At 72.0% G+C, this 17708-nt stretch carries 14 protein-coding genes; 11 read left to right on the top strand and 3 right to left on the bottom strand.

All coding sequences use genetic code 11. The features are described 5' to 3' along the window. Window positions 1–123: 123 nt before the first annotated feature. The 3 genes from ACIRB1_RS11925 to ACIRB1_RS11915 all read left to right on the top strand — a co-directional run bounded on the left by ACIRB1_RS11925 (window position 124) and on the right by ACIRB1_RS11915 (window position 3197). Complete coding sequence (locus tag ACIRB1_RS11925) at window positions 124–585, top strand: helix-turn-helix transcriptional regulator (RefSeq protein ID WP_352182068.1); 462 nt, start codon at window positions 124–126, stop codon at window positions 583–585. A gap of 92 nt (window positions 586–677) precedes the next feature. Further along, window positions 678–1868, top strand: coding sequence for a DUF2690 domain-containing protein (locus tag ACIRB1_RS11920; RefSeq protein WP_352182069.1), 1191 nt, complete (start codon window positions 678–680; stop codon window positions 1866–1868). A gap of 339 nt (window positions 1869–2207) precedes the next feature. Beyond that, on the top strand, window positions 2208–3197 hold the full coding sequence (locus ACIRB1_RS11915; protein ID WP_403465427.1) for a malate dehydrogenase: 990 nt from the start codon (window positions 2208–2210) through the stop codon (window positions 3195–3197). Window positions 3198–3292: 95 nt separating this feature from the next. Here ACIRB1_RS11915 and ACIRB1_RS11910 read toward each other — a convergent pair whose 3' ends face one another. Both ACIRB1_RS11910 and ACIRB1_RS11905 read right to left on the bottom strand, forming a co-directional pair. Next, window positions 3293–3982, bottom strand: coding sequence for a siderophore-interacting protein (locus tag ACIRB1_RS11910; RefSeq protein WP_352182071.1), 690 nt, complete (start codon window positions 3980–3982; stop codon window positions 3293–3295). Between the two features lie 42 nt (window positions 3983–4024). Beyond that, window positions 4025–5470 carry an MFS transporter gene (locus tag ACIRB1_RS11905; RefSeq protein ID WP_403465426.1) on the bottom strand — a complete coding sequence of 482 codons (1446 nt, stop codon included), beginning with the start codon at window positions 5468–5470 and terminating at the stop codon, window positions 4025–4027. A 93-nt stretch (window positions 5471–5563) separates the two neighbouring features. On the opposite strand from ACIRB1_RS11905, the gene ACIRB1_RS11900 reads away from it, so the two are divergent. Next, window positions 5564–6502 (top strand): LysR family transcriptional regulator, encoded by a 939-nt coding sequence (locus ACIRB1_RS11900; protein WP_352182073.1) that lies wholly within the window; start codon window positions 5564–5566, stop codon window positions 6500–6502. On the opposite strand, the gene ACIRB1_RS11895 is transcribed toward ACIRB1_RS11900, so the two are convergent. After that, a complete protein-coding gene (locus ACIRB1_RS11895) occupies window positions 6485–7402 on the bottom strand; it encodes a helix-turn-helix domain-containing GNAT family N-acetyltransferase (protein WP_352182074.1) in 918 nt (305 codons plus the stop codon). The genes ACIRB1_RS11900 and ACIRB1_RS11895 overlap by 18 nt on opposite strands. Window positions 7403–7533: 131 nt before the next feature. Here ACIRB1_RS11895 and ACIRB1_RS11890 point away from each other — a divergent pair, with 131 nt between their 5' ends. The 7 genes from ACIRB1_RS11890 (at window position 7534) to ACIRB1_RS11860 (ending at window position 17707) form a co-directional block, all read left to right on the top strand. Then, window positions 7534–9309 (top strand): hypothetical protein, encoded by a 1776-nt coding sequence (locus ACIRB1_RS11890; RefSeq protein ID WP_403465425.1) that lies wholly within the window; start codon window positions 7534–7536, stop codon window positions 9307–9309. Beyond that, the gene (locus ACIRB1_RS11885) at window positions 9296–9649 is read left to right on the top strand and encodes a hypothetical protein (protein WP_403465424.1); all 354 of its coding nucleotides are present in this window, start codon (window positions 9296–9298) and stop codon (window positions 9647–9649) included. Before ACIRB1_RS11890 ends, ACIRB1_RS11885 begins: the two co-directional genes overlap by 14 nt. 781 nt (window positions 9650–10430) lie before the next feature. After that, the gene (locus ACIRB1_RS11880) at window positions 10431–11114 is read left to right on the top strand and encodes a hypothetical protein (RefSeq protein WP_403465423.1); all 684 of its coding nucleotides are present in this window, start codon (window positions 10431–10433) and stop codon (window positions 11112–11114) included. Between the two features lie 166 nt (window positions 11115–11280). Then, window positions 11281–12807: an aldehyde dehydrogenase family protein gene (locus ACIRB1_RS11875; RefSeq protein WP_403465422.1), complete on the top strand. Its 1527-nt coding sequence runs from the start codon at window positions 11281–11283 to the stop codon at window positions 12805–12807. Between the two features lie 285 nt (window positions 12808–13092). After that, complete coding sequence (locus ACIRB1_RS11870) at window positions 13093–14625, top strand: GMC family oxidoreductase (protein WP_403465421.1); 1533 nt, start codon at window positions 13093–13095, stop codon at window positions 14623–14625. Next, window positions 14622–15752, top strand: coding sequence for a glycine betaine/L-proline ABC transporter ATP-binding protein (locus ACIRB1_RS11865; protein ID WP_403465420.1), 1131 nt, complete (start codon window positions 14622–14624; stop codon window positions 15750–15752). The genes ACIRB1_RS11870 and ACIRB1_RS11865 overlap by 4 nt, the downstream gene beginning before the upstream one ends. Further along, on the top strand, window positions 15752–17707 hold the full coding sequence (locus tag ACIRB1_RS11860; protein WP_403465419.1) for an ABC transporter permease: 1956 nt from the start codon (window positions 15752–15754) through the stop codon (window positions 17705–17707). Before ACIRB1_RS11865 ends, ACIRB1_RS11860 begins: the two co-directional genes overlap by 1 nt. Window position 17708: the final 1 nt, after the last annotated feature.

The raw sequence follows: 17708 nt of genomic DNA, 5'->3' as shown, positions 1-17708 counted from the left end.
GGGGGGTGACCGTTTCGCTACGTGGCACGCACCGCGCGGCGACGAGGGAACCGTTCCCCTTCCGGTGTCGTCATTTCGCTCGGAGCGGGCGCAAGGGGGCACGGGGGACACCGGGGAGGTGCGATGGGCGGCTGGCAGCCGCTGCCGGACGAACTGCCGGCGGAGGTACGGCACTTCGTGGAGCAGCTGCGCCTCCTCAAGGACCGCACCGGGCTCAGCCTGGTGGCGCTCGGCGCGCGCACCGCGTACAGCAAGTCCTCCTGGCACCGCTATCTCAACGCCACCCAGCCCCCGCCCCGGCAGGCCGTGCTCGCCCTGTGCCGGGTGGCCGGGGTCGACCCCGAACGCATCGGAGTGCGCTGGGAGTTGGCGGTCCAGGCCTGGCCCCGTCCGGTGCCGGTCCCCGAACGGGCGGACGGCGGGGACGAGTACCGGGACGACCCGACCCTTCCCTGGTGGGACACCCCTCCCGAGGAGCCGGAGCAACGGCCCGGCGGACGGCTGCTCCGGTACACGTTGGTGCTGTTGCTTCTCCTGCTCCTCACCGCTGTCGTGGGAGTCGTGGCCCTTGTGTCGATGTATTGACAAGTTCGAGGATATGCAACGAAGCCGACCGACAACCGCGTTAGCGTGGGCAATTCAGGGCAGAGGGGGAAGCAATGCCTCGTTGGAGGGCCTTGCCGGATGAACTCGATCCGCAGGTCAGGGAGTTCGCGAGCCAGTTGCGCAGACTCGTGGACCGCAGCGGCCTGAGCATCGCGGCGGTGGCCGACCGTACGGGCTACGGCAAGACGTCCTGGGACCGCTATCTCAACGGCAAGCTCCTCGCGCCCAAGGGTGCGGTCATCGCCCTGGCCGAGGTCACCGGCACCAGTCCCGTCCATCTGACCACCCTGTGGGAGCTGGCCGAGCGCGCCTGGAGCCGCTCCGAGCTGCGGCACGACACGACCATGGAGGCGCTCCGGATCTCCCGGGCGCGGGCGGCGCTGGGCGAGGCCGGGGCGGCCCCGGCGGCCCCCGCCAAGGCCGGAAAGGTGTTCCGCAAGGGCGGCGGCAGCGTCACCGCGACCCCGGGGATCGCGGGTCCGGCGGGGGTGTCGCCCACGGTGCCGCCGCGGTCGGCGGCGCCCGACGGCGACGTACGGGAAGCTTCTTCGAGTTCTTCGAGGGACGTACGGGAAGGCGCTGCGAAGGACGTACGGGAGGGGCCCGCGAAGGTCGCCAACTCCTGGGGGATCGCCGGGTATCCGGGCCCGGCCCGGCCCCATGCCCCGGCGCCCGTCGCGAAGCCCGAGCCCGAGACACCGGTCCCCGGCGGCGAACCCTCGCGGCCCGCGCCGCCCGAGGGCATGGGCGGGGCCAAGCGCCGGGCACTGATGTTCGGGGCCGGGGTCCTCGGGGCGCTCGTCGTGATCGGGTCCGTGTTCCTGTTCACCCACGGCAACGGCGACGGCGGCGACGACAGGAAGGCCGGGGCCTCGCACACCTCGGCCTCGGCGTCCACCAGCACCGAGCCCGATCTGCCGGCCGGGGTGAAGTGCGTGGGCGAGGGCTGCACCGGCAAGGACGCCGAGGCGATGGGGTGCACCACGGAGGCGGGCGCGGTGACGACCGCGCGGACCGCGACCGTCGGCACGACCGTCGTCGAGGTCCGCTACAGCAAGACCTGCCGCGCGGCCTGGGGTCGTATCACCACGGGTGTCGCGGGGGACTCCGTGCAGATCGGCGCGGGCACCGCCAAGGAGACCGACACCATCACCGCGGCCGACGACGCCATCGCCTACACCCCGATGGTGGCCGTGAGGGACGCCGGTGAGGCGAAGGCGTGTGTGACGCTCGCGTCGGGGCAGAAGGGGTGCACCGGCTAAGCCGTAAGTGTGGGGATTCGGTGTACGTGCGGAATGGCCGTCCCGCTTTCGGGCAGGGGAAAAGTACCCCCACGGGAGTCCGGACCCCCGGTCCCCCCACGGCGGTCGTCCGGTGTTCCTCTCCCGAGCCGGACGGCCGCCTTTTTGTGTGCCCCGGTCCGCGTTTCCCATGCCCCGGACCCCGCTCTGTGGGGTGGGCCACACGGACCCGGGAGTCCGGGATCGCGGATGCGCGATAGCCTGACCGGTGGATCTCTTGACGCCAAGAGATCGATCATCTGTACGTCCGCACCCCGGGGCAGTGCCGCCCCACCGCCAGCTGTCATAACGGAGAACGCCATGACCCGCACTCCCGTGAACGTCACCGTCACCGGCGCGGCCGGCCAGATCGGTTACGCCCTGCTCTTCCGCATCGCCTCCGGCCAGCTGCTCGGCGCGGACGTGCCGGTCAAGCTGCGTCTCCTGGAGATCACCCCGGCGCTCAAGGCCGCCGAGGGCACCGCGATGGAGCTCGACGACTGCGCCTTCCCGCTGCTCCAGGGCATCGACATCACGGACGACCCGAACGTCGCCTTCGCCGGCGCCAACGTCGCCCTCCTCGTCGGCGCCCGCCCCCGCACCAAGGGCATGGAGCGCGGCGACCTGCTCTCCGCGAACGGCGGCATCTTCAAGCCGCAGGGCAAGGCCATCAACGACAACGCCGCGGACGACATCAAGGTCCTCGTCGTCGGCAACCCGGCCAACACCAACGCGCTCATCGCGCAGGCCGCCGCCCCGGACGTGCCGGCCGACCGCTTCACCGCGATGACCCGCCTCGACCACAACCGCGCGCTCACCCAGCTCGCGAAGAAGACGGGCACCACGGTCGCCGACATCAAGCGGCTGACCATCTGGGGCAACCACTCCGCCACCCAGTACCCCGACATCTTCCACGCCACGGTCGCCGACAAGAACGCCGCCGAGACCGTGAACGACGAGAAGTGGCTGGCCGAGGACTTCATCCCGACCGTCGCCAAGCGCGGCGCCGCGATCATCGAGGCCCGCGGCGCGTCCTCCGCGGCCTCCGCCGCGAACGCCGCCATCGACCACGTCCACACCTGGGTCAACGGCACGGCGGACGGCGACTGGACCTCGATGGGCATCCCGTCGGACGGCTCCTACGGCGTCCCCGAGGGCCTCATCTCGTCCTTCCCGGTCACCACGAAGGACGGCGTCTACGAGATCGTCCAGGGCCTGGACATCAACGAGTTCTCCCGCGCCCGCATCGACGCGTCGGTGAAGGAGCTGGAGGAGGAGCGCGAGGCGGTCCGCTCCCTCGGCCTCATCTGAGCCACCCCAGCGGGTAGGTGAGGGTGAACAGTTGAATTGAGGGCCCGGTCACGGGTTCCCCTGGGCCCCGCTCCGGTTTCGACCGGCGCGGGGCCCTATTCCATGCCCCGCTTCCCCGGCGCCCAGAACGGCTTCGTCAGAACGGAACGCCGGTCCCATCCCACGTCCCGGACGAGCACCTGCCGGACCTGCTGCACGGTACGGGCCTCCCCGGCGACGTACGCGATCCCGCCCGGCTCGGGCGCCAGCTCCCTCACCGCGTCCGGGAGTGAAGTCCCGCCCCTGACAAGCCAGTCGAGGCGGTCCGAGTGCGCCATCGGCAGCCGGTCCGCCGCCGCCTCCGTCTCCACGCAGCCGGAGACCCGTGCCCCCTCGGGCAGCGCGGCCAGCATCGCGGCGAACGCGACGGACGCCGTCTCCTCGCCGACGAAGACATGGTGGGAGGCGTCCGGGCGGAGCGTGAACGTGCCCTCCGGCTTCCGCAGCCGCACCTGCTCACCGACACCGACGCTCTTCCCCCACAGCGCCCCGGGTCCCCCCTCGGAGTGGTCCAGCACGCACAACTCGACGGCGCCGGACGGGTCGTAGCGCCACACCGAGTACGTGCGCAGGGTCAGGCCGGTGACCAGGACGCGGACCTGCTGGCCGGGGCGGACGTCGTGGCCGGTGAGGGCGTCGCCCTCGATGCGCAGACGGCGCATGCGGGCGGTGATCTGCTCGGCCGCGGTGACGGTGGCGCGGAGGGTGACCAGGTCGAGGACGGGGTTCAGGAGGGCGTTGGGCACGGGTGGCTCCTCAACTGGGTCATGCATAGGGGGAGTTGGCGATCAGGACTGGCCGACTGGACGCGATAGTACGCGTTCCTCCTCGGACGCGATAGTACGTGTGGGCGTCGGGCGGGTGCGGTGGCCGACGATCACGACCGCCGTGGCGGCCAGCACGATCACGCCGACCGTGCGCAGCGCCGGGCCCATGCCGTGACCGAGGTCCGGGTGGGCGGCCAGGATCGTGCCGGTCACCGCCACGCCCAGCGCCGCGCCCAGTTCACGGGCCGAGGTGCCAAGACCCGAGCCGAGGCCCGTCCGGTGCGGTGGCAGCGAGGTGACGACCCCGACCGTGAGCGCGGGCATCGACAGCCCGGTCCCCGCCGAGATCACCAGCAGCCAGCAGGCGTACGTCCAGTACGGGGTGCCCGCGTCGGCGGTGGACGCGCCCAGCAGACCCAGCCCGATCAGGGCGAGACCGGTGCCGATGACCGCGCGGGGGCGGTGCGACCAGCGGACGGCGAGCTTCGGGACCAGCGCCATGCCGATCGTCAGCGGCACGATCGCGACACCGGTCACGGCGGCGCCGTAGCCCTTGATGCCTTGCAGGTACTGGGAGTTGACGTAGAAGAGGGCGAACAGGCCGAAGAAGCCGGTGGCCGTGCCGAGGGTGGCCGCGCGGAGGGTGGGGGAGGCGAAGACGCGCGGGTCGAGGAGCGGGGTGGGGGAGCGGAGGGCGTGCAGGGTGAACGCCGCGATGAGGACGGCGGCCGCCGCGAAGGCCGTGATGATGCGCGGGGAGGTCCAGCCGTAGGCCGGGCCCTCGATGATGCCGAAGAGCAGCGCGACCAGGCCGGTGGTCAGGAGGGCGGTGCCGGCGGGGTCGAGGTTGCTGCGCGTCGAGCGGGCCGTACGGGGTGTGGTCAGGGTGACCGCGAGGGCCAGCAGGGCGGCCAGTGGGACCATCGCCCCGAACAGGGCACGCCAGGACAGGAATTGACCTACCAGGCCGCCGCCGAGGTTCCCGGCGAGTCCGCCGAGGCCGAGCGCGAGGGTCCAGGACGCCAACGCGCGGGATCGGTGTTCCGGCGCGGAGAGGTGGACCAGGATCGACATCGTCGCGGGCGTGATCAGCGCCGCGCCCGCGCCGGACAGACCGCGGCCCACGATCAGCGTCGCCGGGTTCTGCGCGAGCGCGCTGGTGGCGGCCCCCGCCGCGAACAGGGCGAGCCCCGCGAGCAGCGCGCCCTTGCGGCCGTGCCGGTCGCCGAGCGCGCCGGCCGGGATGAGGAGTCCCGCGAAGACGATGACGTACGCGTCGACCATCCACAGCAGTTCGGTGTGCGAGGGGTGCAGGGAGGACGAACTCAGCTGCGGGATCAGGAGGTTGATCGCGGCGACCATGCTCTGCGCGACGAGGACGCAGGCGCAGAGGGTGAGGAGGGTGGAGCGCCTCAGGGTGCGGTCGGGGGCGGGCTCATGGGTCGGCTTCTGGGCGTGTGAGGGCACGGCTCCTCCAGGGAGTCCGGTGTGGTGGTGGGTGCCCTGTCACCGTAGGCTCGGGGATGACCTGCATTCCAGTGCAACCTTTGCAAGGGGAGAATGCGTGTGACGCAATCCGGAAGCGCCGGAGGGCTGGACCTCAATCTGCTGGTCGCCCTCGACGTGCTGCTGGAGGAGCAGAGCGTGCAGGGTGCCGCGCACCGGCTGCATCTCTCCGAACCCGCGATGAGCCGCACACTGGGCCGCATCCGCAAGGCGCTCGGTGATCCGGTGCTGGTGCGGGCCGGGCGGAAGATGGTGCCCACCCCGCGCGCGCTGGCCGTGCGCGCCGAGGTGAGCGCGGTGGTGGAGCGGGCGCGGGCCCTGTTCGCGCCGGGCCGGGACACCGACCTCAGGACCGTCAGCCGCACCCTTACGATCATCGGCCACGACACCTTCCCGGCCCTCTACGGCGCCCGGCTGCTGGCCCGCGCCGCCGCCGAGGCGCCCGGCATCCGCGTCCGGTTCCTCGCCGAGAGCCATGTGGACACGCCGTATCTGCGGCAGGGCACCGCCGACCTGGAGGTCGGGGTCGTCGACTCGACCGCGCCCGAGGTGCATGTCGAGATGCTGCACGAGGACCGGATGGTCGGCGTGGTGCGGGCCGGACACCCCTTGCTGGAAGGGGAGTTGACGCCCGAGCGGTTCGCCGGGGACGCGGACCACCTGATCGTCTCGCGGCGCGGCAAACTGCACGGCCCCATCGACACCGGCCTGGCCGAACTGGGCCTGAAACGCCGGGTGGTGGGGACCGTCGGCACCTTTCCGGCCTCGCTCTTCGTGCTGCGCGACACGGACCTGGTCGGCCTGATCAGCCTCTGGAGCGTGCCCATCGCCCACACCCTGGGCCTGGTCACCTTCGACGTGCCGCTCCAACTCCCGAGCCTTGAGGTCGGGTTGGCCTGGCATCCGCGCCACGACGCCGACCCGGCCCACGCCTGGCTGCGATCCTGCGTACGGGAACTGCTGGCGGAGCAGGGGTCAGCGCGCCCCGGTTAGCCGTTTCTCGAACCAGTGGTCCGCGTAGACGTGGTCGACGTAGGCCGGGATCTCCGTGTACCCGCACGCCCGGTACATCGCCTGCGCCTCCGTGAGCGCCGCGTGCGTGTCGAGCCGTACGACGGTGAACCCGTGCGCCACGGCGGCCCGTTCGAGTTCCGCGAGGATGCGGCGGGCGAGGCCGAGGCGGCGGGCGTCGGGGTGCACCCAGACGTGCCGGATCTCGCCGGTGCCCGGCTCCAGGGTGCGCAGAGCCCCGCAGGCCACCGGGCGCCCCTCCTCGTACGCGACGAAGAACGCGCCCGCGTCCCCCGTGACCTCCTCCGGCCGCACGAGGTCGGTCTTGTCGAAGCCCTCCGGGAAGAGGGCGTCGATGTCGGCGGCGTAGGCGTCGAGACAGGCGCGGGCGTCCTCGGCGGCGCCGTCGACCAGGGCGACCGTGATGCCGGCCAGGCGGAGGAGGCGTTGCGTGGTGGCCAACGCGTGCGCCAGTTCGGCGCGTTGGGGCGGGGTGAGCGCGGTGAGGAGGCCGGCGGCGAGCGCGTCGGCGCGGCGCTGCTGCTCCTCGACCTCGACGCGGCCCGCCCCGGTCAGCTCGATCAGGCGCAGCCGGGTGTCGTGCGGGGGCACGGTCAGCCGGACCAGGCCCTGCGCCTCCAGGGACTTCGCCATCCGGCTCAAGTACCCGGCGTCCAGGGCGAGTCGGCCGCGCAGCTCGCGCAGCGAGACCCCGGCACCGATCTCGAACAGCAGCCGGGCCTCGCCGAGCGGGCGGTCCTGGCCGAGGTAGTGGTCGTCCAGGGCGCCGATGCGGCGGGTGAAGTAGCGGTTGAAGCGACGGAAGGACGCGACGTCCTCGGGTGACACCGGTTCTGTGACGGGTTCTGCGACGGGCCTCATATTTCTTTGACTTTAGTCAAAGGATTAATTGGCGTCCATCGTCGCGCAGCGCGGGTCTATGCTGACTCTCTGTCAGTAACTGCTGGGGTGTGGGTGTTCAGCAGCTCAGTTCCGCGCATCGGGGGAGTCGCGTGAGTACCGCTTTCGTGCCGCACCAACCGCAGCCACAGCCGCCGCCCCCCGTCCCGCCGCACGCCAGCGAGGCCACCCGGTTGCTGTGCGCGGGCACCTATCTGGACTCCGGCTACCGCGACCGCGTCATCGACGAACTGCATCTCAACGAACAGCGCCTCGTGGCCCCTTCACTCGGGTTCGACGCGGCCCGCGTCCTCGCGCACGCGGTGCGGGCCAGCCGTCTGGAGCTCCAGTGGGCCGGGGCGATCCTGGGCCTGTGGGTGGTGGGCTCGCTGCTCAGCGGCGGACTGCTGGCCCTGTTCCTGTTCCCCAGCCTCTACCTCGCGGTCGGCGGCTGGATCAGGGGCCGCGCCGCGCATCCGCCGCTGTACCGGCTGATCGCCGCCTTCCTGCTCCGCTGGTGGGGCCGCTTCATGTTCGCGTTCCTGCTGTTCTTCACGGTGGTGATCGCCTTCGGCGGCGGCCCGGACGACTCGTCGTCGTCCTACGGCTCGACCTCCGGGTCGTACGGGTCCTACGACTCGTACGGTTCCTCCGGCTCCACCAGCGCCACCGATCTCCTGGTCCCCAGCACCGACGACTTCGGCAGCCTGATCAAACCCTGGCAGGCCTGGGTCACCCTCGCCCTGTTCGCGCTGATCGCCTACTGCCTGGCGGCCCAACGCGGCCAGTTCGCCCGGGTGCTGGCCGCCGAACTGTCCCCGCAGCGCTTCCCGGACGCCGCGAACGACCCCGCCGAGCAGGGCGAGGGCCAGCGCTTCCAGCGGCTCAGGAACCGGGTCCGGATCGAGCAGCACGCGCCGCTGGTCATGTACCACGAGGCCCGCCCGTTCTGCGGGGCCGGCGATTCGTACGAGACCTGGGTGCTCGCCGCCGAACTCCGGCCCGACCCCGAGAAGGAACAGCGGCCGATCAGCAACCGCACGGTCCTGGAGACGATCCGCCCCCTGCTCGCCCAGCTCCGGCTGCCCGCCGACCATGCCGTCCACCTGGGCCGCGACCGGCTGCGCCGGCTGGAGATCGACGAGTGCGTGTTCCTGCCCGCGGAGGGGCTGATGCGGCGCGAAGAGGCGCCGTACTACCCGCAGGCCTTCGAGGAGCACCGGGCGCGGGCGGTCGAGGAGGGCGCCGAGAAGCGGCGGCACTTCCTGCGCATCCGCGTCGGCGGCTGGGAGGAGGAGCTGGTCGTCACGGTGTTCGTGCGCGTCCACACGCAGGGCCGCATGCTCACCCTGGAGATCGCCCCGCACGTCCTGCTGCCGATCCGCGAGGACTTCAAGAACGCGGACCGTACGGCCCACCGCTTCCGCCACAACAACGCCTTCGGCAAGGCGGCTTGGGCCGTCGCCCGGGTGCCCCGCTCCGCCGTCGGCTCCCTCGTCGTGCTCGGCCGGGGCGCGCTGTATGCCTGGCGGCTGCTGACCGGCGGCTACGCGGGCGCGCTGCCCGACGGACCGGCCCTGTCCGTAAGGGAGTTGGGGTCGGCGTCGGCCGGGTCCACGTTCCAGGAGATGGACGTCCGGCGGTATCTGCGCAATGTTCAGGACCGGGTCGCCCACGGGGTGACGAACGCGCTCGCCGCATCGGGGTACCTCACCGGCGAGTTCGTCCAGAAGATCACCAACGTCAGCAACAACACCGTGCACGCGGACAAGGTGGAGGGCAGCACGTTCGTGGTCGGCGATCACGGGTCGGCGTCCTCCACGCGCACGACTCACACCACCAACTCCACGAACTCCACGAGGGGGCCTTCGACCAATGGCAACGGATGAGCCGAACGTCAGCTTCGGGGACGTCTCCCACAGCACCTTCGCCGTGGGCAGCCACGCGCGGGCCGTCAGCCACCACGGCGTGGCGCCGGGACGCGACCAGGCGACCGAGGAACTCCTCAAGGCCGTAAGGGAGTTGCGGGCCGATCTCAAGCGGGTGCGGGGCACGGACCAGACGGCGGTGCTGGACGCCGCGCTCGCCGACACGGAGGACGAGATCACCCGCACCGGGCAGGCGGCCCCGACGCGCCGCGAACGCCTGCGCGAACTGCTCTCCGACTCGCAGTCCCTGCTGACCGTGCTCGCTTCGGCGGGAGCCGTGGCGGGCCTGGTGGGACTGTGAGCCGGGTGGGGAGAGGGATGCGATGAGCGGGGGAGCGGGATGGGGATCGGGGTCCGGGTCAGGGGCGGGGTCGGATTGGTGGTCGGCATCAGGATCGGGCCCGCGGTACTGGAATGAGGAGACCCAGCGCTGGGAGGACGGCGACGGGTCGGGGGCGGGGCGGGGTTCCGGTTCGGAGCCGGGGTCGGAGCCGGAGCCGGGGGCGGATGCCGGTGCGGAGTCGGGTGCGGGGTCCAAGCCGGGTTCGGATTCGGGGTCGGGTTCGCAGGACGTGGCGGGTGTCGAGGATGTGGACCCGGAGGCGCCGACGGCTTCGGTCGCTCCGCCTTCGGACTGGCACTCGGCCCCGGCTCCGGATGCTGCGCCTTCGGATTGGTACTCGGGCCAGGCTCCGGCCGCTCCGCCTTCGGACTCGTACTCGACCCCGGCTCCGGATGCTGCGCCTTCGGATTGGTACTCGGCCCAGACTCCGGCCGCTGCGCCCCCGGACTGGCACTCGGCCTCAGCTCCGGACTCCGCGCCCCCGGACTGGCACTCGGCCCCAGCTCCGGACTCCGCGCCTTCGGACTGGCACTCGGCCCCGGCAACGGACTCCGCGTCTCCGGACTGGCACTCGGCCCCGGCAACGGACTCCGCGTCTCCGGACTGGCACTCCGTTCTGCCCCCGCCCCCGTCCCCGCTTCCGCCGTCGTCCCTGCCTCCCGCCTCCTTTGCTCCGCCCACCGTCTCGTCCGGGCCGGTGTCGTCCCGGCCCGCGTACAGTCGGCGGCTTGTCTGGTCCGTGATCGTGGGGGCCGCCGCGGTCGGGGTCGTTGTAAGCCTGGTGCTCACCTTCGTGGTCGGTCAGGGGCATGACGACGGCAAGGGCGAGGGTGGTCGCACGGTCGCCGCCTCCTCGTCGACGCCGGGCACCTCGCCGTCCACGGACGTGTCCCCGTCGCCGTCTCCCTCGCCGTCCGCCTCGACCCCCGAACTCCCGCCCGGTTACACCTCGTTCGACGATCCCGAGGGCTTCCGGATCGCCTACCCGGACGGCTGGACCCGCTCCACCGTGGCGTCGACGTACGGCATCGACGTGGTCAACTACCGCAGCGGGGACGGCGACCACCGGCTCCAGGTGTACCAGGTGGCCGAGCCCACCCCGGCCGCGTCGTTCGAGCTGTACCTCTCCGACCAGACGCCCAAGCCGGCCGGTTTCCGCAAGCTCGGCCTTCAGACCCTCGACGACGGCAGCTTCACGGGGACCCGGCTGGAATACACGGCCGACTCCCTCAAGGGCGAGCCCGACATCGGCACCTGGCATGTCTACGACGAACGGTTCGTGGCGTCCGACGGCGCGATCTACGCCATCGCCGCCTACGGCCCCGACGCGGACGGTCACGCCGACGAGCTGGAGCTGCTCGCCACCGCCGTCACCTGGTTCTGCCCGCAGGCCGGAACCTGCGACGACGCCTCCGCCAACTGATTCAGCCCGCGCTTCGCCCCATATGTCCGCATGTTCAGTGACCTGGCCCACTTTCGGCCATGGATTGCGCATGCGTGCGGACGTCCCGGGCAGGCGCTCGCAGTCCCCGAGAGTGACAGTTAGGTGACGCTGGGGCACTGAACAGGAACGGAAGGCAATACCGATCATGGCCGACAACGCGGAACAGCAGGTGGGGAAGACCATTCACGCGGGCGGGGAGTGGCTCGAAGCGGTCTCCGGCGCCACGCGCGAGATCATCGACCCCGCGGACGCGCTGCCGTTCGCCGTGGTCGCGGAGGGCGACGAGAAGGACACGGACCTGGCCGTCGCCGCCGCCCGTGACGCCTTCGACGGCGGTCAGGGGGCCTGGCCGCTCACCCCCGTCACCGAGCGCGCCGCCCTGCTGCGCCGTGTCGCCGACCTCCTCGTGCGCGACCGCGAACAGCTCGGCCTGCTGGAGAGCCGGGACGCGGGCAAGACCGTGGAGGAGGGCCGGGTCGACATCGACTGTGTCGCCGACGCCTTCCGCTACTTCGCCGACCTCGTCGCAGGCGAGGCCCCCGGCCGGGTCGTCGACGCGGGCACGCCCGAGGTGCACAGCGTCGTCGTGCATGAGCCCGTCGGGGTCTGCGCGCTGATCACCCCCTGGAACTACCCGCTGCTCCAGGCGAGTTGGAAGATCGCGCCCGCCCTCGCGGCCGGCAACACCTTCGTCGTCAAGCCCAGCGAGATCACCCCGATGACGACGATCGCCCTGATCGACCTCCTCGTCGAGGCCGGTCTGCCCGCCGGTGTCGCCAACATCGTCACCGGCCCCGGTCACTCGGTCGGTGCCCGCCTCGCCGAGCACCCCGACGTCGACCTCGTCTCCTTCACCGGCGGCCTCGTCAGCGGCACGAAGGTCGCCCAGGCCGCGGCCGTGACCGTGAAGAAGGTCGCCCTCGAACTCGGCGGCAAGAACCCCAACGTCGTCTTCGCCGACGCCTGCGCCACCGAGGAGGGCTTCGACACCGCCGTCGACCAGGCCCTCAACGCGGCCTTCATCCACAGTGGCCAGGTCTGCTCCGCGGGTGCCCGCCTCATCGTCGAGGAGACCATCCGGGAGCGCTTCGTCGCCGAACTCGCCCGCCGCGCCGAGAAGATCCGCCTCGGCCGCGGTACCGAGGACGGCGTCGAGTGCGGCCCGCTCGTCTCCGAGCAGCAGCGCGCCAAGACCGAGTCGTACGTCGCCGCCGCTCTCGCCGAGGGCGCGGTGCTGCGCTCCGGCGGCAAGCGTCCCGAGCCGACCGGGACCCGGCCGGCCACCGGCTACTTCTACGAGCCGACCGTGCTCGACCAGTGCCATCGCGAGATGACCGTCGTACGCGAAGAGGTCTTCGGACCGGTCCTCACCGTCGAGACCTTCCGCACCGAGGACGAGGCCGTCGCGCTCGCCAACGACACCGAGTACGGCCTCGCGGGCGCCGTCTGGACCGCCGACGCGGGCCGCGCGCGCCGCGTCGCCGGACGACTGCGGCACGGCACCGTCTGGATCAACGACTTCCACCCCTACCTTCCGCAGGCGGAGTGGGGCGGCTTCGGAAAGAGCGGTGTGGGCCGGGAGTTGGGCCCCGCCGGACTCGCCGAGTACCGCGAGGCCAAGCACGTGTACCAGAACCTGGCGCCGAAGCCGGTGCGCTGGTTCGCGGGCTGATCCCGTCGACTCCCTGACCCCGCTACCCCCAGCCCACCTAGCTGTTTCGCGGCTGGTCCCGTCGATTCGCTGCCCCGCTACCCCCAGCCCACCTAGCTGTTTCGCGGGCTGATCCCGTCGACTCACCGGCCCCGCTACCCCAGCCCACCTAGGGGCGCGGGCGGTGCCGATATGCGGCTCCGCCGCGTGGGCGCGACCAGCCACAACGCACCCGCACCAGTACTCGCACCAGTACTCGCACCCGCACCCGCCCCCGAAGAGACCACCTCTACCCGGAGTTGCTCCATGCCTGAGACCCCTCACCTATACGACTACGTCGTCATCGGCGGCGGAACGGCCGGCTCCGTCATCGCCTCCCGCCTCACCGAGAACCCCGACGTCACCGTCGCCGTCATCGAAGGCGGCCCCAGCGACGTCGGCCGCGAGGACGTACTGACCCTGCGCCGCTGGATGGGCCTCCTCGGCGGCGAGCTGGACTACGACTACCCGACCACCGAGCAGCCGCGCGGCAACTCGCACATCCGGCACAGCCGCGCCCGCGTCCTCGGCGGCTGCTCCTCGCACAACACCCTGATCGCCTTCAAGCCGCTGCCGTCCGACTGGGACGAGTGGGAGGCGGCCGGGGCGAAGGGCTGGGGCGCGATAGCGATGGAGGCGTACTACGCGCGCCTCCTCAACAACATCGTCCCCGTCGACGAGAAGGACCGGAACGCCATCGCCCGCGACTTCGTCGACGCGGCCCAGAAGGCGCTCGACGTCCCGCGCGTCGAGGGCTTCAACAAGGCCCCGTTCACGGACGGCGTCGGCTTCTTCGACCTCGCCTACCACCCGGAGAACAACAAGCGGTCCAGCGCGTCCGTCGCGTATCTCCACCCGGTGATGGACGAGCGCCCCAACCTCACCCTCTTCCTGGAGACCTGGGCCCACCGCCTGGAGCTGGACGGCACCCGCGCGGAGGGCGTCCACGTCCGCACCAAGGACGGCGAGGAACTGGTCGTCCGCGCCCGCCGCGAGGTCGTCCTGTGCGCCGGCGCCGTCGACTCCCCGCGCCTGCTCCTGCACTCGGGCATCGGCCCCCGCGAGGACCTCGAAGCGCTCGGCATCCCCGTCGCCGTGGACCTCCCGGGCGTCGGCGAGAACCTCCTCGACCACCCCGAGTCGGTGATCGTCTGGGAGACCGACGGGCCGATCCCGGAGAACTCCGCGATGGACTCCGACGCGGGCCTGTTCGTCCGCCGCGACCCCGAACACCAGGGCCCGGACCTGATGTTCCACTTCTACCAGGTGCCCTTCACCGACAACCCCGAGCGCCTCGGCTACGAACGCCCCGAGTTCGGCGTCTCCATGACCCCGAACATCCCCAAGCCGAAGAGCCGCGGCCGTCTGTACCTGGAGAGCGCCGACCCGGCCGTCAAACCCGCCCTGGACTTCCGGTACTTCACCGACGAGGACGACTACGACGGCCGCACCCTCGTCGACGGCATCCGCATCGCCCGCGCGATCGCGAAGACCGAACCCCTCGCCGGCTGGCTCAAGCGCGAGGTGTGCCCCGGCCCGGAGATCCTCGGCGACGCCGAGCTGAGCGAGTACGCCCGCAAGGTCGCCCACACCGTCTACCACCCGGCCGGCACCTGCCGCATGGGCGCCGACTCCGACGAACTCGCCGTCGTCGACCCGGAGTTGCGCGTCCGCGGACTGGACGGCCTCCGGATCGCCGATGCCTCCGTCTTCCCGACCATGCCCGCCGTGAACCCGATGATCGGGGTGCTCATGGTCGGCGAGAGGGCCGTCGACCTGATCGGAGGTGGTGCGCGATGAGTACCGTCAGCACACCCAACGGCCTTGACACGTCCGGCAGTTCCACGAACACGGAGGCCTCCGGTGGTCCCGGCACGGGTGCCTCCGGTGACGCCGTGTTCTCCGTGGACGGCCTCTGGAAGGTCTTCGGCCCGAAGGCCGACGAGATCCCCGCCGACCCCGAACTCACCTCCCTCGACGCCGCCGAGCTGCGCGCCCGCACCGGCTGCACCGCCGCCGTCCGCGACGTCTCCTTCGACGTCCGCAAGGGCGAGGTCTTCGTGGTGATGGGCCTCTCCGGCTCCGGCAAGTCCACCCTGGTCCGCTGCCTCACCCGACTCATCGAGCCCACCGCGGGCACCATCGCCATCGACGGCGAGGACGTCCGCGCCATGGACCGGTCCCGGCTGCGCGAACTCCGCCGCCACCGCGCCGCGATGGTCTTCCAGCACTTCGGCCTCCTCCCGCACCGCACGGTCCTCGACAACGTCGCCTACGGCCTGGAGATCCAGGGCGTCGCCAAGGCGGAGCGCCGCCGCCGCGCCGCCGAGGTCGTCACCAAGGTCGGCCTGGACGGCATGGAGCAGCGCCGCCCCGGCCAGCTCTCCGGCGGCCAGCGCCAACGCGTCGGTCTCGCCCGCGCGTTGGCGGTCGACCCCCAAGTCCTGCTCTTCGACGAGCCGTTCAGCGCGCTCGACCCGCTGATCCGGCGCGACATGCAGGAGGAGGTCGTCCGGCTGCACCAGGAAGAGGGCCGCACGATGGTCTTCATCACCCACGACCTCAACGAGGCCCTCAAGCTCGGCGACCGCATCGCCCTGATGCGCGACGGCCGTATCGTCCAGCTCGGCACCCCCGAGGAGATCGTCGGCTCACCCGCCGACGACTACGTCCGCGAGTTCGTCCGCGACGTCCCGCGCGCCGACGTCATGACCGTCCGCACGGCCATGCGCCCAGGAGGCTGCGGAGGCCAGGAGCACCCCGGCGCGCTCGCGGCCGACGCGGTCGTCGCCGAGGCGATCAAGGTCGTCTCCCGCAGCGGCAAGCCTGCCTGTGTCGTGGAGAACGGCCGCTGCCTCGGCGTGGTCGACCAGGCACGACTGCTGGACGTCGTGGCAGGGGCGGAGCTCCACAAGGAGGCGGTCTGATGGCAACGGTCACCGCACCCGCCCCGCGTCCCGCCCTCCCCGGCATCCTCCGGCACCGGGCCGCGCACAAACTCATGCTGCTCGCGCTCGCCGCCGCGGTCCTCGTACCGCTCGCCAACGCGCACTGGTCCAGCGGCAGTTGGCCGCACGCCCTCACCGTCGACCTGTCCGGTCCGCTGGGCCGGGCCAACGACTGGATCATCGACAACCGCGACAGCTCCCCGCTGTTCCTCTACTTCTTCGGCTACATCAGCAGCGCCGTCGTCCTCGCCGTACGCGCCGTCTACCTGGTGCTGCTCGCCGCGGGCTGGGCCGGTGTCACCGCGTTCGGCGCGCTCGTCGCCTGGCGCGTCGCGGGCGTACGTCTCGCGATCGGCACCGGCGTCGCCTTCCTCGTGTGCGGACTGCTCGGCATGTGGGTGCCGACCATGCAGACCCTCGCGCTGATGGTGGTCGCCGTGCTCACCTCGGTCGTCGTGGGCGCCCTGCTCGGTCTGGCCGGCGGCCTCTCCGCCCGCACGGACCGCGCCCTGCGCCCGGTCCTGGACACCATGCAGGTGCTCCCCGCCTTCGCCTACCTCCTCCCCGTCGTCCTCGTCTTCGGCATCGGCGTCCCCGCCGCCGTCCTCGCCACGGTCGTCTACGCCGCCCCGCCCATGGCCCGCCTCACCGCGCTCGGCCTGCGCGACGCCGACCCCGAGGTCCTGGAAGCCGTCGAGTCCCTGGGCGCCACCGGACGCCAGCGCCTGCTGACCGCACGGCTCCCGCTGGCCCGCAAGCAGCTCCTCCTCGGCCTCAACCAGACGATCATGATGGCCCTCTCCATGGCCGTCATCGCCTCCGTCATCGGCGCCGGAGGCCTCGGTGACCGCGTCTACCAGGCCCTCGCCTCCGTCGACGTCGGCGCCGCCCTGGCCGCCGGCATCCCGATCGTGCTCCTCGCCGTCGTCCTCGACCGCGTCACCGCGGCGGCCGGTGAGCAGACCGACGCGTCCGCCGACGAACCGGGCTCGCACCTCCGCCCGTGGCTGTACGCCCTCGGCGCCACCGTCGCAGTAGCCGTGGCCGCCCGGCTCGCCGGCGCCCTGGACTGGCCCTCCGGCTGGACCCTCGGCATCGCCGAACCGGTGAACCGTGTCGTCGACTGGATGACCGCCCATCTCTACTCCGGCGTCCCCTACCTCGGCGGCACCGCCGACTGGGCCGGCCACTTCACCACCTGGGTCCTGGACCCCGTACGCGACGGCCTGCAATGGCTGCCGTGGTGGTCGGTGCTGCTGATCGTCGCCGCCCTCGCCTGGGTGATCGGCACCTGGCGCACCGCGCTCACCGCCGTCCTCGCCATGGCCGCGATCGGCGTGCTCGGCGTGTGGAAGCCGTCCCTGGACACGCTGTCGCAGGTGCTGGCCGCCGTGGCCGTCACCCTCGTCCTCGGCTTCGCGACCGGCATCGCCGCCGCCCGCAGCGACCGCTTCGAACGCGCCCTGCGGCCCGTCCTCGACGTCTGCCAGACCATGCCGCAGTTCGTCTACCTGATCCCGGTCGTCGCCCTCTTCGGCGTCGGCCGCGCCCCCGCCGTCGCGGCGGCCGTCGTCTACGCGCTGCCCGCCGTCGTCCGCATCACCGCGCAGGGCCTGCGCCAGGTCGACCCGGCCGCCCTGGAGTCGGCCCGCTCGCTCGGCGCGACCAGCGCCCAGCAACTGCGGCAGATCCAACTCCCGCTCGCCCGCCCGGCGTTGCTCCTCGCCGTCAACCAGGGCGTCGTCCTGGTCCTCGCCGTCGTCATCATCGGCGGCCTGGTCGGCGGCGGCGCCCTCGGCTACGACGCCGTGTTCGGTCTGGCCCAGGGCGACCTGGCCACCGGACTCGTCGCCGGCGCCGCGATCGTCTGCCTCGGCCTGATGCTCGACCGGGTGACCCAACCGACGGAACGCCGCACCAGGAAGGGAGCGTGAC

Origin of the sequence: Streptomyces sp. NPDC096013 (genome assembly GCF_044763565.1) — a bacterium.
Taxonomy (GTDB): Bacteria; Actinomycetota; Actinomycetes; order Streptomycetales; family Streptomycetaceae; genus Streptomyces.
Note: the sequence above shows the minus strand (reverse complement) of the source record. Positions and strands in the feature narration are given on the sequence as shown.